Annotated in this window: 14 protein-coding genes; 8 read left to right on the top strand and 6 right to left on the bottom strand. The window is 69.7% G+C overall.

Annotation, left to right across the window (positions count from 1 at the left end):
* The 5 genes from JWQ91_RS13580 to JWQ91_RS13560 form a co-directional block, all read left to right on the top strand.
* On the top strand, window positions 1–862 hold an 862-nt coding region (locus tag JWQ91_RS13580; RefSeq protein WP_297785093.1), incomplete at its 5' end, for an ATP-dependent Clp protease ATP-binding subunit.
* A 38-nt stretch (window positions 863–900) separates the two neighbouring features.
* Window positions 901–1,947 (top strand): hypothetical protein, encoded by a 1,047-nt coding sequence (locus JWQ91_RS13575; RefSeq protein ID WP_297785091.1) that lies wholly within the window; start codon window positions 901–903, stop codon window positions 1,945–1,947.
* A 62-nt stretch (window positions 1,948–2,009) separates the two neighbouring features.
* Window positions 2,010–3,395, top strand: a complete 1,386-nt coding sequence (locus JWQ91_RS13570) for an NAD(P)/FAD-dependent oxidoreductase (RefSeq protein WP_297785088.1) — start codon at window positions 2,010–2,012, stop codon at window positions 3,393–3,395.
* 67 nt (window positions 3,396–3,462) lie between these two features.
* Complete coding sequence (locus tag JWQ91_RS13565; RefSeq protein ID WP_297785086.1) at window positions 3,463–4,530, top strand: class I SAM-dependent methyltransferase; 1,068 nt, start codon at window positions 3,463–3,465, stop codon at window positions 4,528–4,530.
* Between the two features lie 53 nt (window positions 4,531–4,583).
* The gene (locus JWQ91_RS13560) at window positions 4,584–5,336 is read left to right on the top strand and encodes an enoyl-CoA hydratase/isomerase family protein (RefSeq protein ID WP_297785083.1); all 753 of its coding nucleotides are present in this window, start codon (window positions 4,584–4,586) and stop codon (window positions 5,334–5,336) included.
* Here JWQ91_RS13560 and JWQ91_RS13555 read toward each other — a convergent pair.
* From JWQ91_RS13555 to icmF, 4 genes are all read right to left on the bottom strand, one after another.
* On the bottom strand, window positions 5,323–6,087 hold the full coding sequence (locus JWQ91_RS13555; protein ID WP_297785080.1) for a helical backbone metal receptor: 765 nt from the start codon (window positions 6,085–6,087) through the stop codon (window positions 5,323–5,325). The two genes, JWQ91_RS13560 and JWQ91_RS13555, sit on opposite strands and share 14 nt — an antisense overlap.
* Window positions 6,084–6,593 (bottom strand): thioesterase family protein, encoded by a 510-nt coding sequence (locus tag JWQ91_RS13550; protein WP_297785077.1) that lies wholly within the window; start codon window positions 6,591–6,593, stop codon window positions 6,084–6,086. Before JWQ91_RS13550 ends, JWQ91_RS13555 begins: the two co-directional genes overlap by 4 nt.
* Before the next feature lie 63 nt (window positions 6,594–6,656).
* The gene (locus JWQ91_RS13545; RefSeq protein ID WP_297785074.1) at window positions 6,657–7,208 is read right to left on the bottom strand and encodes a hypothetical protein; all 552 of its coding nucleotides are present in this window, start codon (window positions 7,206–7,208) and stop codon (window positions 6,657–6,659) included.
* A gap of 101 nt (window positions 7,209–7,309) precedes the next feature.
* Entirely contained in the window at window positions 7,310–10,540 is a 3,231-nt protein-coding gene (icmF, locus tag JWQ91_RS13540) for a fused isobutyryl-CoA mutase/GTPase IcmF (RefSeq protein WP_297785071.1), read from the bottom strand.
* A 98-nt stretch (window positions 10,541–10,638) separates the two neighbouring features.
* Between icmF and JWQ91_RS13535 the strand changes: the two genes are divergently transcribed.
* From JWQ91_RS13535 to JWQ91_RS13525, 3 genes are all read left to right on the top strand, one after another.
* Window positions 10,639–11,142 (top strand): MarR family transcriptional regulator, encoded by a 504-nt coding sequence (locus JWQ91_RS13535; protein WP_297785069.1) that lies wholly within the window; start codon window positions 10,639–10,641, stop codon window positions 11,140–11,142.
* A 575-nt stretch (window positions 11,143–11,717) separates the two neighbouring features.
* Window positions 11,718–12,116 (top strand): hypothetical protein, encoded by a 399-nt coding sequence (locus JWQ91_RS13530; protein WP_297785066.1) that lies wholly within the window; start codon window positions 11,718–11,720, stop codon window positions 12,114–12,116.
* A 67-nt stretch (window positions 12,117–12,183) separates the two neighbouring features.
* Window positions 12,184–12,789: a nitroreductase family protein gene (locus JWQ91_RS13525; protein ID WP_297785063.1), complete on the top strand. Its 606-nt coding sequence runs from the start codon at window positions 12,184–12,186 to the stop codon at window positions 12,787–12,789.
* Window positions 12,790–12,988: 199 nt separating this feature from the next.
* Here JWQ91_RS13525 and JWQ91_RS13520 read toward each other — a convergent pair whose 3' ends face one another.
* Window positions 12,989–13,405: a DUF3052 domain-containing protein gene (locus JWQ91_RS13520; RefSeq protein ID WP_297785061.1), complete on the bottom strand. Its 417-nt coding sequence runs from the start codon at window positions 13,403–13,405 to the stop codon at window positions 12,989–12,991.
* Window positions 13,406–13,473: 68 nt separating this feature from the next.
* On the bottom strand, window positions 13,474–14,026 hold a 553-nt coding region (locus JWQ91_RS13515; protein WP_297785058.1), incomplete at its 5' end, for a hypothetical protein.

Raw genomic sequence — 14,026 nt, 5'->3', positions numbered from 1 at the left:
ACAGGCCGACGCCGTACGCGCGGTGTCGGACGCCGTGCGACGCTCCCGTTCCGGGATCGCCGACCCCGACCGGCCGACCGGCTCGTTCCTCTTCCTCGGCCCCACCGGTGTCGGTAAGACCGAGCTGGCCAAGTCGCTGGCCGACTTCCTCTTCGACGACGAGCGGGCGATGGTGCGCATCGACCTGTCGGAGTACTCCGAGCGGCACGCGGTCTCGCGCCTGGTCGGGGCGCCCCCCGGCTACGTCGGCTACGACGAGGGCGGGCAGCTGACGGAGGCGGTGCGCCGCCGGCCCTACGCGGTCGTCCTGCTCGACGAGATCGAGAAGGCCCACGCGGACGTGTTCAACATCCTGCTGCAGGTGCTCGACGACGGACGGCTGACCGACGGCCAGGGACGTACCGTCGACTTCCGCAACGTCATCCTGATCCTGACGTCCAACCTCGGATCGGGGTTCCTGTCCGATCCCGCCCTCGACGACGCCGCGAAGCGCGATGCCGTGATGGGGGTCGTGAAGGCGTCGTTCAAGCCCGAGTTCCTCAACCGGCTCGACGAGATCGTCATGTTCGACGCGCTCGGCACCGATGAGCTCGCCCACATCGTCGACCTGCAGGTCGCGGCCCTGGCCAAGCGGCTCGACGCACGGCGGGTCACGCTCGACGTGACCCCGGCCGCGCGGGAGTGGCTTGCCCTGACGGGTTGGGACCCGGCCTACGGGGCGAGGCCGTTGCGCCGCCTGGTCCAGCAGGCGATCGGTGACCGGCTGGCCCGGTCGCTGCTCTCGGGGGACGTCCGCGACGGCGACACCGTCGTCGTCGACCGGGTCCCCGACGCCGACGAGCTGGTCGTTCGCGGGGCCTGACCGGCGGGCCGGTTGTCGGCGCGTGATTCGATAGGCCCATGACCGACACGCGGCCGCCCCGACCGCAGGCCTTGACGGCCGCGTGCCTCTACCTGGGCGCGATCTTCACGGTCCAGCTCGTCACGGTGCTGGTGCTGGTCAGCGATCTCAGCACCGCCGAGGGGCAGAAGCGGGTCGAGACCCAGCTCGACTGGTTCGGCGGTGGCGGTCGCTCGTTCGGCGACGCCCAGACGATCTACCAGGTCGTGCTGACCGTCGTCGCGGTGCTCGCCGCGACTGGGATCGTCTGCGCCGTCCACGCCGCCAAGGGCCATCACCCCAGCCGCGTGATCCTGACGGTCCTGGCCGCGTTCTTTCTGGCCGTCAGTGTCAGCGGGCTGCTCGGCCCGGGCTTCTTCGTCGCGATGCTCGGCTTCCTCGCGGTGTTCTTCGCGGCCCAGCTCTGGACGCCCGTCGTGCGTTCGTGGTTCCGCGTCCTCGCCGGCAAGGCCCCGCTGCCGGCCAAGGCCGTGGCCTCCACGCCGGTGCCCGTCGGTGCCCCGACCGGCGGCCAGTCCGGCGGCGAGATGTATCCGCAGCCGGGCCAGCAGCCTGCCCCGCCGCCGATGCCGCCGGGCTACCAGCCGTACGTCCACACGCCCGGACGCGAGCCGCTGCCGCGGGCCGTCGGCGTCGCGGTGTGGACGACCCTGATCGGGTCGATCGTCGCGATGGGCCTGTCGGCGATGTTCCTGCTCAGCATGCTGGTCATCGGGGACTACGACAGCTTCATGGCTCAGGGCGGTCCGGGCGCCGACATGATCCGAGGTCGCGAGGCGGACTTCAACGAGGCGCTCCACCTCGTCCGGGTCATCTGCGCGATCGCCCTGGTGCTCGGCGTCGGCGGCCTGTTCGCGGCGATCCGGGTGCTGGTCACCCGCCGCTCCGGCGATGTCGTGCTGTTCGTGATGTCGGTCGTGACGATCATCTTCACGGTCGTCATCGCACTGGGTTTCCCGTTCGGACTTCCCTGGACTGCCGCAGCAATCGTGGTCCTGGTCCATCTGCGCAAGCCCGAGTCGCGTCGCTGGTTTGTCAAGACATGAAAGAGGTCACACCCCCCGCACGCGATGTGCGGGCCTTTTCCCCGGAGGCCTAGACTGAGGGCATGTCCGCGAGCACCCAGTCAGCCCCCAAGCGTCCCCATGTCGTCGTCGTGGGAGGCGGGTTCGGCGGTATCGCCGCGGTCCGCAAGCTCAAGCGCGCGGACGTCGACGTCACGCTGATCGACCGGCACAACTACAACACGTTCAACCCGCTGCTCTACCAGGTTGCCACGGCCAGCCTCAACCCCGGCGACATCACCTGGTTCCTCCGCGCGATCCGCGCCAAGCAGAGCAACGTCCGTTTCCTCAAGGGCACCGTCACCGCGATGGACCACGCGGCCAAGACGCTGAGCCTGGACGGCGGCCTCGACGTCAAGTACGACCGGCTCGTCATCGCCGTGGGCGTGACCGCCAACTTCTTCGGCATCCCCGGCGCCGACGAGTACTCGCTGCCGCTCTACCGCCGCTCGCAGGCGCTCGCGGTGCGCGACCGGATGTTCGCCAACCTCGAGGACGCCGCGATCAACGGCCAGGACCGCGACCTGCGGGTCGTCGTCGTGGGCGGCGGCGCGACGGGCGTCGAGACGGCCGGTGCGTTCGCCGAGATGCGCAACAACGACATGCCGACGACCTACCCCGAGCTCGACACCAAGCGCGTCCACATCACGCTGGTCGAGATGCTGCCGCACGTCCTCGGCCCGTTCCATCCCAAGCTGCGCGACTACGCCCGCAAGTCCCTCGACAAGCGCGGTGTCGACCTGCGCCTCGGGACGGCCGTCAAGGAGGTCCGCGAGGACGGTGTGCTCGTCGAGCACGACGGCCAGCAGGAGTTCCTGCCCGCCGGCATCGTCGTGTGGGCCTCCGGCATCACGGCGCACTCCACGGTCAAGGACTGGGGCGTCCCGCAGGGTCGCGGCGGCCGCATCGAGACCGACGAGCACCTGCGCGTCAAGGGCCTCGAGGACGTCTACGCGATCGGTGACGTCTCGGTCAGCCCCGACGAGCCGCTCCCGCAGCTGGCCCAGCCCGCCCTCCAGGGTGGCAAGCACGTCGCGAAGGTCATCAAGGCCGAGCTCGAGGGCAAGTCCGCGCCCAAGCGGTTCAAGTACAAGGACAAGGGCACGATGGCCACGATCGGCCGGTCCTCCGCCGTCGCCGAGATCAAGTTCCTGCCCCGCCTCAAGGGCTTCCCGGCGTGGATCATCTGGGTCGGCCTCCACATCGCGACGCTGCTGGGCAACCGCAACCGCTTCGCGACGCTGATCAACCTCACGGCCAAGTACCTCGTCTGGGGCAGCCACAACGCGATCGTCGGCGAGACGCCCCCGGTCGTGGCGCTCAAGCCGCTGACGGTCGACGCGCGGTCGCCGCTCAAGGTCTCGTCGAGGTCGGCCCGCAAGACCGCCGAGGCGCAGGCCGCCGCGGCACCCAAGTCGCCGACGACCTGACGTTGGTCCCTCGACCCGGGCGGCGAGGGATGCGATCCTCGGGGTACCCGTGAGATCAGGGGTCGACATGGATGCAGATCAGTTGACCGAACGCCTCTTCGGCTCGACGCTGGGCGCGCTCGACGTGTTCTCGATCCACCTGGGCGACCGGCTCGGCCTGTACGCCGCGCTGCGCGAGCACGGCCCTTTGACGGCCGCCGGCCTGGCCGAGCGCGCCGGGATCGCCCCGCGCTACGCCCGGGAGTGGCTCGAGCAGCAGACCGTCGCCGGCTTCCTCGAGGTCGAGGACGCCGCCGTCGCGGCCGAGGACCGTCGATTCGTCCTGCCGGCCGAGCACGTCGGCGCCCTGGCCGACCGGGACTCGATCGACCACTTCGTCCCGTTCATCCGCGTCGTCGCGACCGCGGCGAGCCGGGCGGACGCGCTGGTCGAGGCCTACCGCACCGGCGGGGGTGTCCCGTGGGAGGCCTTCGGTCCGAACATGCGGACCGGCCAGGCGGAGGGCAACAAGCCGGCGTACCTCCGCCAGCTGGCCCAGGAGTGGCTCCCCGCCGTGCCCGGCCTGGTCGAGACCCTCGACGCCGGCGCCCGGGTCGCGGACGTCGGCTGCGGCGAGGGGTGGTCGTCGATCGCGATGGCGCTCGGCTTCCCGGCGATCACGGTCGACGGGATCGACATCGACGCGGCGTCGGTCGAGGCCGCCGCGGGGCACGCCGCCGCGGCGGGCGTCGGGGACCGGGTGACCTTCCGGCTGGCCGACGCCGGCGCCACCGCGACCGACGGGACGTACGACCTCGTGACGGCGTTCGAGTGCATCCACGACCTGCCCGACCCCGTCGCGGTGCTCCGGTCGATGCGCGGGCTCGTCCGGCCGGGCGGCGTCGTGATGGTGATGGACGAGCGGGTGCCCGAGACCTACACGGGGCGACCCGAGGACCCCGTCGAGCAGCTGATGTACGGCTTCTCGATCGCGGTCTGCCTGCCCGACAGCATGAGCACGTCGCCGTCCCGGGCGACCGGCACCGTCATGCGGCCGTCGGTGCTGCGCGGCTACGCCGTCGAGGCCGGCTTCGCCGACGCGGAGGTGCTCCCGATCGAGCACGACCTGTGGCGGTTCTACCGGCTCGTGGGCTGAGTCCTAGAGTGGGCGCGAGCCCCACCCCCCACGCGCGAAGGCAGGACCCCGACATGGCTGCAGTGACATACTCGATCGTCGACGGCATCGGCCGGATCGTCCTGGCTCGTCCCGATCAGTCGAACTCGTTCGACCTGCCCGCCGCGCAGGACATGGCGGCCGCGGTCGAGGCGGTGTCAGGCGACGAGGTCCTCGCGATCACGCTGACCGCCGAGGGCAAGCGGTTCTGCGCCGGCGGTGACGTCACGTCCTTCGCCGCGGCCGACGAGCCGTCGGAGTACCTCCTCGAGCTGGCCACCGTCCTCGAGGGAGCCCTGCGCGCGCTCGCCGACCTGCCCAAGCCCGTCGTCGCCGGTGTCCGGGGCGCGGTCGCCGGAGCCGGTCTCGGCGTCATGCTGAGCGCCGACGTCATCGTGGCGTCGAGCGCGACCAAGCTCGTCATGGCCTATCCCGGGATCGGCCTGACGCCGGACTGCGGCGTGTCCTACCTGGTGCCCCGGGCGATCGGCCAGCAGCGGGCCCTCGAGTTCGCCCTGACCGGGCGCGTCCTGACCGCCGACGAGGCGCGCGACTGGGGACTCGTGACCCAGGTCGTCGAGGACGACGCCGTCGAGGCGCGCGTCGACGAGATCGCCCGCCGGTGGGCGACCAGCGCCCCCGGCGCGCTGGGCCAGGCCCGTCGCCTGATCCGCAGCTCGTGGGACACCCCCGGCCCGGAGCAGGGCGCCGACGAGTCCGCGACGATCGCGGCCCGGGTCGCGACTGACGAGGCGCAGCGCCTCGTGAAGGCGTTCACGTCGCGCTGAGCGCGACCTCCAGCTCGGCGCGGGCCGTGACCATCGACGGGCCGTACCAGGTCAGCGAGCGGCCCGAGACGAGCACGGTCGGCGACCGGGTGAAGGACTCCGGCCCGTCGTCGGCGCTGAACACGTAGGGCTCGTCCGGCAGCAGGACCAGGTCGACGTCGTCGATCGTCTCGAGGTCGGCGTGCGGGTAGCGGTCGTCGCCGGGGTTGAGGACGGGGTCGTCGAAGGCGTTGACGAGTCCCAGCCGCTCGACCAGGTCGCCGGTGAACGTCCGGGCGCCGACGACCATCCACGGGTCACGCCAGATCGGCACCGCGACCCGGCGGCCGGTCCGGGTCGGGGGATCGGCCCAGACCTGCTCGGCCTCGAGGAGCCACGGGGGCACGTCCCAGCCGAGCGCCTCGGTGAACATCCGCCGCATCGAGGAGAACGCCTGGTCGACGGTCTCGATCACGGTGACCCACACCGGGATGCCGGCGGCGCGGAGCCGGGTGATGTCGAGCTCCCGGTTCTCCTCCTGGTTGGCGATCACCAGGTCGGGGGCCAGCGAGGCGATCGCGGAGCGGTCGGGGTTCTTGGTGCCCCGGACGCGGGCGACGTCGAGGTCGCGGGGGTGGGTGCACCAGTCGGTCGCGCCGACCAGTGCCTCGCGTCGGGTCGCCGCGATGGCCTCGGTGAGCGACGGCACGAGGGACACGATCCGTTCGACGGGCCCGTCGAGCGCGAGGGGGTGGCCCAGGTCGTCGTTCATCGCGATCGCCGCACGCCCATCGATCCGCTGACCGGCGCGGGCCAGGCCATGTCGTCGGCCTTCAGGCCGGCATCGAGCAGCGCGGCGACGTCGTCGGGGAACGGTGCCGGCCGGCGGAGCGTCATGTCCATGTGGACCGTTGTCGACTCCATGACGCAGGCCAGGCGCTGCTGGGTCGTGTTGACGATGATGCTGACGGCGTGCAGGACCTTGGCCGATCGTTCCACCAGGCGTACGTGGACCGACGCCTCCTCGCCCTCGAGCATCTCCGAGACGTACGTCAGGTGGTGCTCGGCGGTGAACGTCGAGAGCCCGCGGGTCGTGATGTAGTCCGCGGGCATGCCGAGCTCGTCCTGGCAGCGGCGCCAGAGCGCCGTGCCGCCGAGCTCGAGGTAGCGGCCGATGTTCATGTGGCCGTTCTCGTCGATGAAGTCGGCGGGGACGGTCCGCACGAGCGAGGCCGGCAGATCGAGGACCTGGTCGTAGGTGGGGGCGATGATGCTCACTCCCCGACGATAGGCGACCCGGGCGGAGTCGTGGACCCCACCCGGGTCGTCATGACCTGTCGATCAGATCGAGTCGTCGCGGCGGACGTGCGAGCCGTCGGCCGGATCGTGCGTGCGGGTCGGGTCTGGGTCGTCGACCGGTCCGCGGTCGTCCGTCACTCCACGCTCGTCCCGGATGCCGTCGCGGTCGCCCGCCACGCCGCGGTCGTCGCCGACCACGCGGTCGGTGCCCGCGTGGCGCGAGCGGCCGTCCTCGGTCACGTTGGGATCGAGCCGGTCGGCCTCGCTGAGCCGGGTGTCGACGTGCTCGCGCTGACGCGTCGCGTCCTTGTCCAGGTCAGAGGCCTGTCGCTGCAGCTGCTCGGCCTTGACCCGGGCCTCCTCGGCGTCGGCACGCACCGTGGCGGCGTCCGCCTCGCGGCGCTGCACCTCGGCGTTGGCCGCCTGTGCCTCGAGGCGGATCTTCTCGGCCTCGCGACGGTTGCGCTCCTCGTGCTCGCGCTGCTTGACGGCCTTGGCCTGTGCTGCCTTGCGGCTCGCGGCCACCAGGCCCAGCACGATGGCGATCAGGACGATCGCGGCAATGACCCATACCCACCAGTCGATGTCGGACATGTCATCTCCTCCTCTGGGCGTGGGGCTGCGCCGAGTGGCGCGGCCCTCCCGCACGGGAGGACGTACCCAGATCCCGGGGGCTCACACCCCCGGGATCTCGGTCAGACGTTGCGGCGGTACTGCCCGCCGACCTCGAAGAACGCCTCGGTGACCTGCTGCAGCGAGCACACCCGGGCGGCGTCCATGAGGACCGCGAACACGTTGTCGTGGTGGATCGCGGCGAGGCGCAGACGCTCGAGCGCCTCGGCGGCCTCGGTGCTGTGCGACTCGTGGAAGCCGCGCACGCGGGCGAGCTGCGACTCCTTCTCCGACTCCGTGGCGCGGGCCAGCTCGACGGTGTGCTCCTCCTCGCCCTCCGAGGCGGGCCGGCGGAAGGTGTTGACGCCGATGATCGGCAGCGAGCCGTCGTGCTTGCGGTGCTCGTAGAGCATCGACTCGTCCTGGATGCGTCCGCGCTGGTAGCCCGTCTCCATCGCGCCCAGCACGCCGCCGCGCTCGTTGATCGCATCGAACTCGGCCAGCACGGCGTTCTCCACGAGCTCGGTCAGCTCGTCGATGATGAACGAGCCCTGCAGCGGGTTCTCGTTCATCGCCAGGCCCCACTCGCGGTTGATGATGAGCTGGATCGCGAGGGCGCGGCGCACCGACTCCTGCGACGGGGTCGTGACGGCCTCGTCGTACGCGTTGGTGTGCAGGCTGTTGGCGTTGTCGTAGATCGCGATGAGCGCCTGCAGCGTCGTACGGATGTCGTTGAAGTCCATCTCCTGCGCGTGGAGCGAGCGACCCGACGTCTGCACGTGGTACTTGAGCTTCTGCGAGCGGTCGTTCGCCCCGTACTTCTCCTTCATCACGATCGCCCAGATGCGACGGGCGACGCGGCCGAGCACCGAGTACTCCGGGTCCATGCCGTTGCTGAAGAAGAACGACAGGTTGGGCGCGAAGTCGTCGATGTCCATGCCGCGCGCGAGGTACGACTCGACGTACGTGAATCCGTTCGACAGGGTGAAAGCGAGCTGGCTGATGGGGTTCGCCCCGGCCTCGGCGATGTGATAGCCCGAGATGCTGACGGAGTAGAAGTTCCGCACGCCCTCGTCGATGAAGTACTGCTGGATGTCGCCCATCATGCGCAGGCTGAACTCGGTCGAGAACAGACACGTGTTCTGTCCCTGGTCCTCCTTGAGGATGTCGGCCTGCACGGTGCCGCGGACGTTCCGCAGCGCGTGCGACCGCAGGTCGGCGTGCTCGTCGGCCGACGGCTCCCGGCCTTCCCGCTCACGGAACGTCTCGACCTGCTGGTCGATCACGGCGTTGAGGAAGAACGCGAGCACGGTGGGCGCGGGCCCGTTGATCGTCATCGAGACCGACGTCGAGGGGGCGACGAGGTCGAACCCGTCGTAGAGGGCCCGCATGTCGTCGACCGTCGCGATCGAGACGCCCGACGTGCCGACCTTGCCGTAGACGTCGGGACGCGGGTCGGGGTCGCGTCCATACAACGTCACGGAGTCGAACGCGGTCGACAGGCGGGTCGCCTCGCCGTCGGACGACAGCAGCTTGAACCGGCGGTTGGTGCGGAACGCGTCGCCCTCGCCGGCGAACATCCGGGCTGGGTCCTCACCGTCCCGCTTGAAGGCGAAGACGCCGGCGGTGAACGGGAAGTGTCCCGGCAGGTTCTCGCGGCGCCAGAAGCGGACGAGGTCGCCATGATCGGTGAACCTCGGCAGCGAGACGCGGGGCACCTTGGTGCCCGACAGCGACTCCCGGGTCAGCTTCGTCACGACCTCGCGGTCGCGCACCGTCGTGATCATCTCGTCGCCCGAGTACGACTCGACGACCGACGGCCACGCGTCGATCTGGTCGGAGATCGCGACTGGCAGCGCCTTGCGGGCCTCGGTCAGCAGCTCACCGATCTCGCTCTGCGACCCTGCCGAGAGTGCGTCCTCGCCGGCCACGAGCTCGAGCCGCTGCGCCCGGCTGGCGGCTCGGGCAAGATGTTCAGTCTCGGTGTGGAAGCCACGGATCGTCTCGGTGATCTCGGCGAGGTAGCGCACGCGATCGGACGGGACGACCTGGCGGATGCCGCTGGAGTGGCGGACGTCGACGCGGGGGAGCGCGCCCTCCTGGACCGGCAGGCCCTTCTCGCGCAGCGTGTCGCGCAGGTGCTGGTAGAGCGCCGTGACGCCGTCGTCGTTGAACGTCGCGGCCGAGGTGCCGAAGATGGGCATGTCCTCCGGCCTCTTGCCGAAGGCCTCGCGGTTGCGCACCATCTGACGGCCGACGTCGCGCAGCGCGTCCTTGGCGCCGCGACGCTCGAACTTGTTGATCGCCACGGTGTCGGCGAAGTCGAGCATGTCGATCTTCTCGAGCTGGGAGGCGGCACCGAACTCGGGCGTCATGACATACATCGAGCTGTCGACGAAGGGGACGATGGCAGCGTCGCCCTGGCCGATGCCGGGGGTCTCGACGATGACGAGGTCGAAGCCCGCGGCCTTCACGACGTCGATCACGTCCGCCAGCGACTCGGGCAGCTCGTGCGATCCGCGGGTCGCGAGGGAGCGGAAGTAGGTGCGTTCGCCGTCGAGGGCGTTCATGCGGATGCGGTCACCCAGCAGAGCACCCCCGCCGCGGCGCCGGGTCGGGTCGACCGCGATCACCGCGATGCGCAGCTTGTCCTGCTGGTCGACCCGGAACCTGCGCACCAGCTCATCGGTGAGCGACGACTTGCCGGATCCTCCCGTGCCCGTGATGCCCAGCACGGGAGCCGGGTGGGCCGCCGCGGCCGCGCGGACGCGGGCGACCTGCGCGTCGCTGAGGGATCCGCTCTCGGCAAACGTGAGTGCCCGGGAGAGGGCAGCACGCTCACCCGTCAGCACGCCGTCGACGTCGAGCTCGCGCAGGGCCGTCAGGTCGACGTCACACTCCTTGATGACTGAGTTGATCATGCCGACGAGGCCGAGCCGCTGACCGTCCTCGGGGGAGAAGATCGTGACCCCGGAGCTTCGGAGCCGGGCGATCTCGTCAGGAACGATGACTCCGCCACCCCCGCCGACGACGCGGACGTGCCCGGCCCCTTGCTCGCGCAACGACTCGACGAGGTACTCGAAGTACTCGACGTGACCGCCCTGGTAGGACGACACGGCGATGCCCTGCACGTCCTCCTCGATCGCGGCGTCGACCACCTCCTTGACCGAGCGATTGTGCCCGAGGTGGATCACCTCGGCGCCCTGGGACTGGAAGATGCGCCGCATGATGTTGATCGAGGCGTCGTGCCCGTCGAACAGCGCGGACGCCGTCACCAGACGGACCGGGTGCTGCGGCACGTGCAAGTCGGTCATGCGGGCTCCCCAAACTTCGTGGACATCCAATACTAGGACATCCAACTAATTCGCGGTAGACGTCGTCTCGCAGGGATGACCGCCCCTACGATGGGTGAGTGCCTGCCGAGCCCACGCTGCCGTTCGACCCGATCGCACGCGCCTCGGACCTGTGGGAGCAGCGCATCGGCGTGTCGACCGCGATGCGGGTGGCGACATCGGTCATGCGGGTTCAGCAGCTCATCAGCGCCGAGCTCGACGCGGCGCTCAAGCCGTTCGGCATCACGTTCGCCCGCTACGAGGTGCTGGTGCTTCTGTCGTTCAGCTCCTCCGGCCAGCTTCCGCTCAGCAAGATCGGCGAGCGGCTGATGGTGCATCCGACGTCGGTCACCAGCGCGATGGACCGCCTCGAGGCGCAGGGGCTGGTCAACCGGGTCGCCGACACCGCGGATCGTCGACGCACCTTTGCCGAGCTGACGCCGGAAGGGACGGCGGTGCTTGAGCAGGCGACGGCGGCTGTCATGGCCATCGACTTCGCGGTCGGCGGCCTGACGCCTGCCGAGCAGGATCAGACCTTCGAGCTGCTCAAGGCCATCCGGTCAGCAGCCGGCGACTTCGCCTGACATCGCACTCGCTGCGCGAGGGTGGCACCTGTGGCGGATCGACGAGGACGGGAGCGCGTCTTTGGAGGGCCGCAGGTAGATTGGCGAGGCGCCGGTGGCGACCCGTCCTGCTCAGCGGGCGTCACCGGCCGTCCCCCGCCCCGTGACGGCGGGTTGCCTTCGGTCGGCCGAGAGAGAGGCCGTCACCTTCGATCTCAAGACTCGTTGGACCACGTGCAGCCTCTCCACCCCAGGGAGTCGGAGAGTGTGCACCGCGCGACGCCTCGGCTCTAGGGGGCCGAGGCGTCGTCGCTTGCGATCCCGCCGCGCAGCCGTGCTGACGCGCGTGGCCTCGGAGGTGTCATCAATCGTGACCTAAGGCACACCAATCCGACACATTCTGAGCTTCGAATGGAACATGTCGGCGTGAGCTGCAAGTGATGCAGCGGTCGCCGACACGACCAGATAACCGGGGGCGCGGCACCTCTGTGGGAGGTGCAGCGATATCAGAATTCGGAGACATCGCGATGCCATACCCCCAACCACTCGACCGTCAGCCCACCGAGACGACCTCCACGGAGCACGACGATGCTCAGTTGCTCGAGTTGAGCCGCGCGGGCCTCGACGAGGCGTATGCGGAGCTGTGTGATCGGCACAGCTTCGGAGCACGCCGGCTCGCGAGCCGTCTGGGTCTGGGTACGGAGGCTGAGGATGTCGTCTCGGACTGCTTCGCGCAGGTGTTGAACTCGCTCCGTCGCGAACAGGGTGAGGCCGAGGCGCCGGAGTTTCGCCGGTCGCTGTTCACCGCGATCCGCCTCGAGGCGCAACGCCGCGCCGGCGCGGGAGAGCGCATGTGGGTGTCGGACGCGTCACCGCTAGCCACCGAACCATCGTTCGCGATCGCCGCCGCCAAGCCGGATTCGAACGGCCGGGGCAACATCCGCGCCGCCTACGAGACGCTGACCCAGCCGGCGTCCCGCGTGGCCTGCGGATAAGTACCGACCAGCTAGACGAAGGCGGACGGTGCGCCGCCTCCGGAGAAGTTGACGTCAGACTAGAGGCATGACGGTCTGTGAGGTGCCCGCTCATCCCACGCTGCACCCGGCGCTGGCGGGCCGGTTCAGTCCGGTGTCGTTCGACCCGGACGTCTCAATCAACCCCGAGCAGGTCGACACGCTGCTGGAGGCGGCCCGCAGGGCTCCGTCGGCGGGGAACTCTCAGCCGTGGAAGTTCATCGTCGGCCGCCGAGGTGACGCCGTCCATCAACGAATCGTGCGTCATCTGGCCAGGAGCTCATCGGCGTGGGCGCCGGACGCCTCGCTGCTGATGGTCAATCTTGCGCACCTGTACGTCGACGGCACACCTGACTGGGAGTACTCGGAGTTCTCTCGTTACGACCTGGGCCAAGCTGTCGCGCACATGACGATCCAAGGCCTGCACATCGGGCTTGATGCGCACCAGTTCCGCGCCTTCGACCGGGACGCCGTGACTGCTGAATTCGACGTGTCGCCGGCCTGGGAGGTGACCAGCATGACGGCGTTCGGCACCGCCGGCCACGCCGCGGGCGAGGCCGCCTCGCCCGGCACCAGCAGAGAGCGCGCCACACGAGACGACATCACGTGGATGAGGGAGCCGGCGGGGTCTGAGCCCGCCGATCTCGACCAGTAGCTCAGCTCCTCGCGCGTGCGCGGACTGTCGCGAGCAAGGGTGGCCGAAGATTGATGTGTTCGCAAAGGACGGGAAGACGAAGTCGACACCTTCACGCTGGACGCGTTGCCCGAGGGCATGACCCGGCATCCGCGCGAGTCGTAGGAACCTCGGCTGACGACCGCCACCGTTCACGTCCGGGCTCGGTCTCGACTGACGCTCAGGAGACGCGTTCGTCCCTGCGTACGCGGTTCTGCCTCCGCCACATGATCTTCAACCCTGACCAGTCCGTATCGATCGCCGCGACCTTGACGTCGACCATGCCCAGCGCGAGGGCCGTTTCACGGATCGCACTGTCAGTGACGTCGCTGACGTGTCCGGCGGCCTTGCGGGGCCATGCCACCCACAGTGAGCCAGCCGGGAACACCCACGCTCCCCACTCGGCCATCGACTCCAGGAGGGTGGCCGACCGTACGAAGACGAGAGCGACGTCCGTCTCGCCCGGCGCGACGGTCTCCACGTCCACGAGGGGCTCGGCGAACTCCCACGTGGGGTCTGCGTCGACCACGACGAGTCGGAGCCCCGGTCTGATGCCGAGCTTCTTGAGCTGCGGAGTGCCGGAGTACCCAGGGTTCACGGCAAGAGCCTAGAGCGCGCCGGGCCGGTGAGGCCTCGAGCTGTGAACGATGACTGGACGTCGGCGCCCTAGATGCGCCCCGACACCTTCGTGAGGAACTCGATGTTGCGCGAGGTCTTCGCGATGCGGAGGCGGTACGGGTACTTCCGCGAGATCGTGCGGCTGAAGGAGCCGTCGCCCAGGCTGTTGAGCCGGATGGTCTTCGTGGTCCGCCAGACGCCGTCCGACCGGTACTGCAGCTTGACCGAGCCGGCCGACTGATACTTGCCGGTGGACGGGTTGATGATGCGGATGCGCTGTGCCTTGAACGTCACGGTGTTGTTGGACCGCTTGATCAACAGCCCGATGTTGTCCGCGCGCATGACCTTGATGTTCTTGCGCACGAAGAACCGGTGGCTCGCTCCGCCGACAGGGGTCTGGCTCGCCACTCCGCCCTTGGTCGTGAACACGACGATGTTGGTCAGCTGGGCGACGCCCGAGCCCCACGTGCGCGGGATGTCGACGCCCGGGTACGGCTCGACGCCGTCCTGGAACTCGCCGCCCAGGTACCGCTCCTTGCCGTTCTTGAAGTAGACGGGGATCTGCCCGCGGTTGACGCCGTCGAGCGTCAGGGTGGCGAGA

Source organism: Aeromicrobium sp., from assembly GCF_025965075.1.
Lineage (GTDB): Bacteria > Actinomycetota > Actinomycetes > Propionibacteriales > Nocardioidaceae > Aeromicrobium.
The sequence above is the reverse complement of the archived record's forward strand: the minus strand, read 5'-3'. Positions and strand labels throughout refer to the sequence as shown.

Bases quoted from the DNA above. Each gene is read 5' to 3' on its own strand.
- icmF (WP_297785071.1), bottom strand. From the start codon at position 10,540: ATGACCGACTTGCACGTGCCGCAGCACCCGGTCCGTCTGGTGACGGCG.
- JWQ91_RS13565 (WP_297785086.1), top strand. From the start codon at position 3,463: ATGGATGCAGATCAGTTGACCGAACGCCTCTTCGGCTCGACGCTGGGC.
- JWQ91_RS13560 (WP_297785083.1), top strand. From the start codon at position 4,584: ATGGCTGCAGTGACATACTCGATCGTCGACGGCATCGGCCGGATCGTC.
- JWQ91_RS13570 (WP_297785088.1), top strand. From the start codon at position 2,010: ATGTCCGCGAGCACCCAGTCAGCCCCCAAGCGTCCCCATGTCGTCGTC.
- JWQ91_RS13525 (WP_297785063.1), top strand. From the start codon at position 12,184: ATGACGGTCTGTGAGGTGCCCGCTCATCCCACGCTGCACCCGGCGCTG.
- JWQ91_RS13555 (WP_297785080.1), bottom strand. From the start codon at position 6,087: ATGAACGACGACCTGGGCCACCCCCTCGCGCTCGACGGGCCCGTCGAA.
- JWQ91_RS13575 (WP_297785091.1), top strand. From the start codon at position 901: ATGACCGACACGCGGCCGCCCCGACCGCAGGCCTTGACGGCCGCGTGC.
- JWQ91_RS13545 (WP_297785074.1), bottom strand. From the start codon at position 7,208: ATGTCCGACATCGACTGGTGGGTATGGGTCATTGCCGCGATCGTCCTG.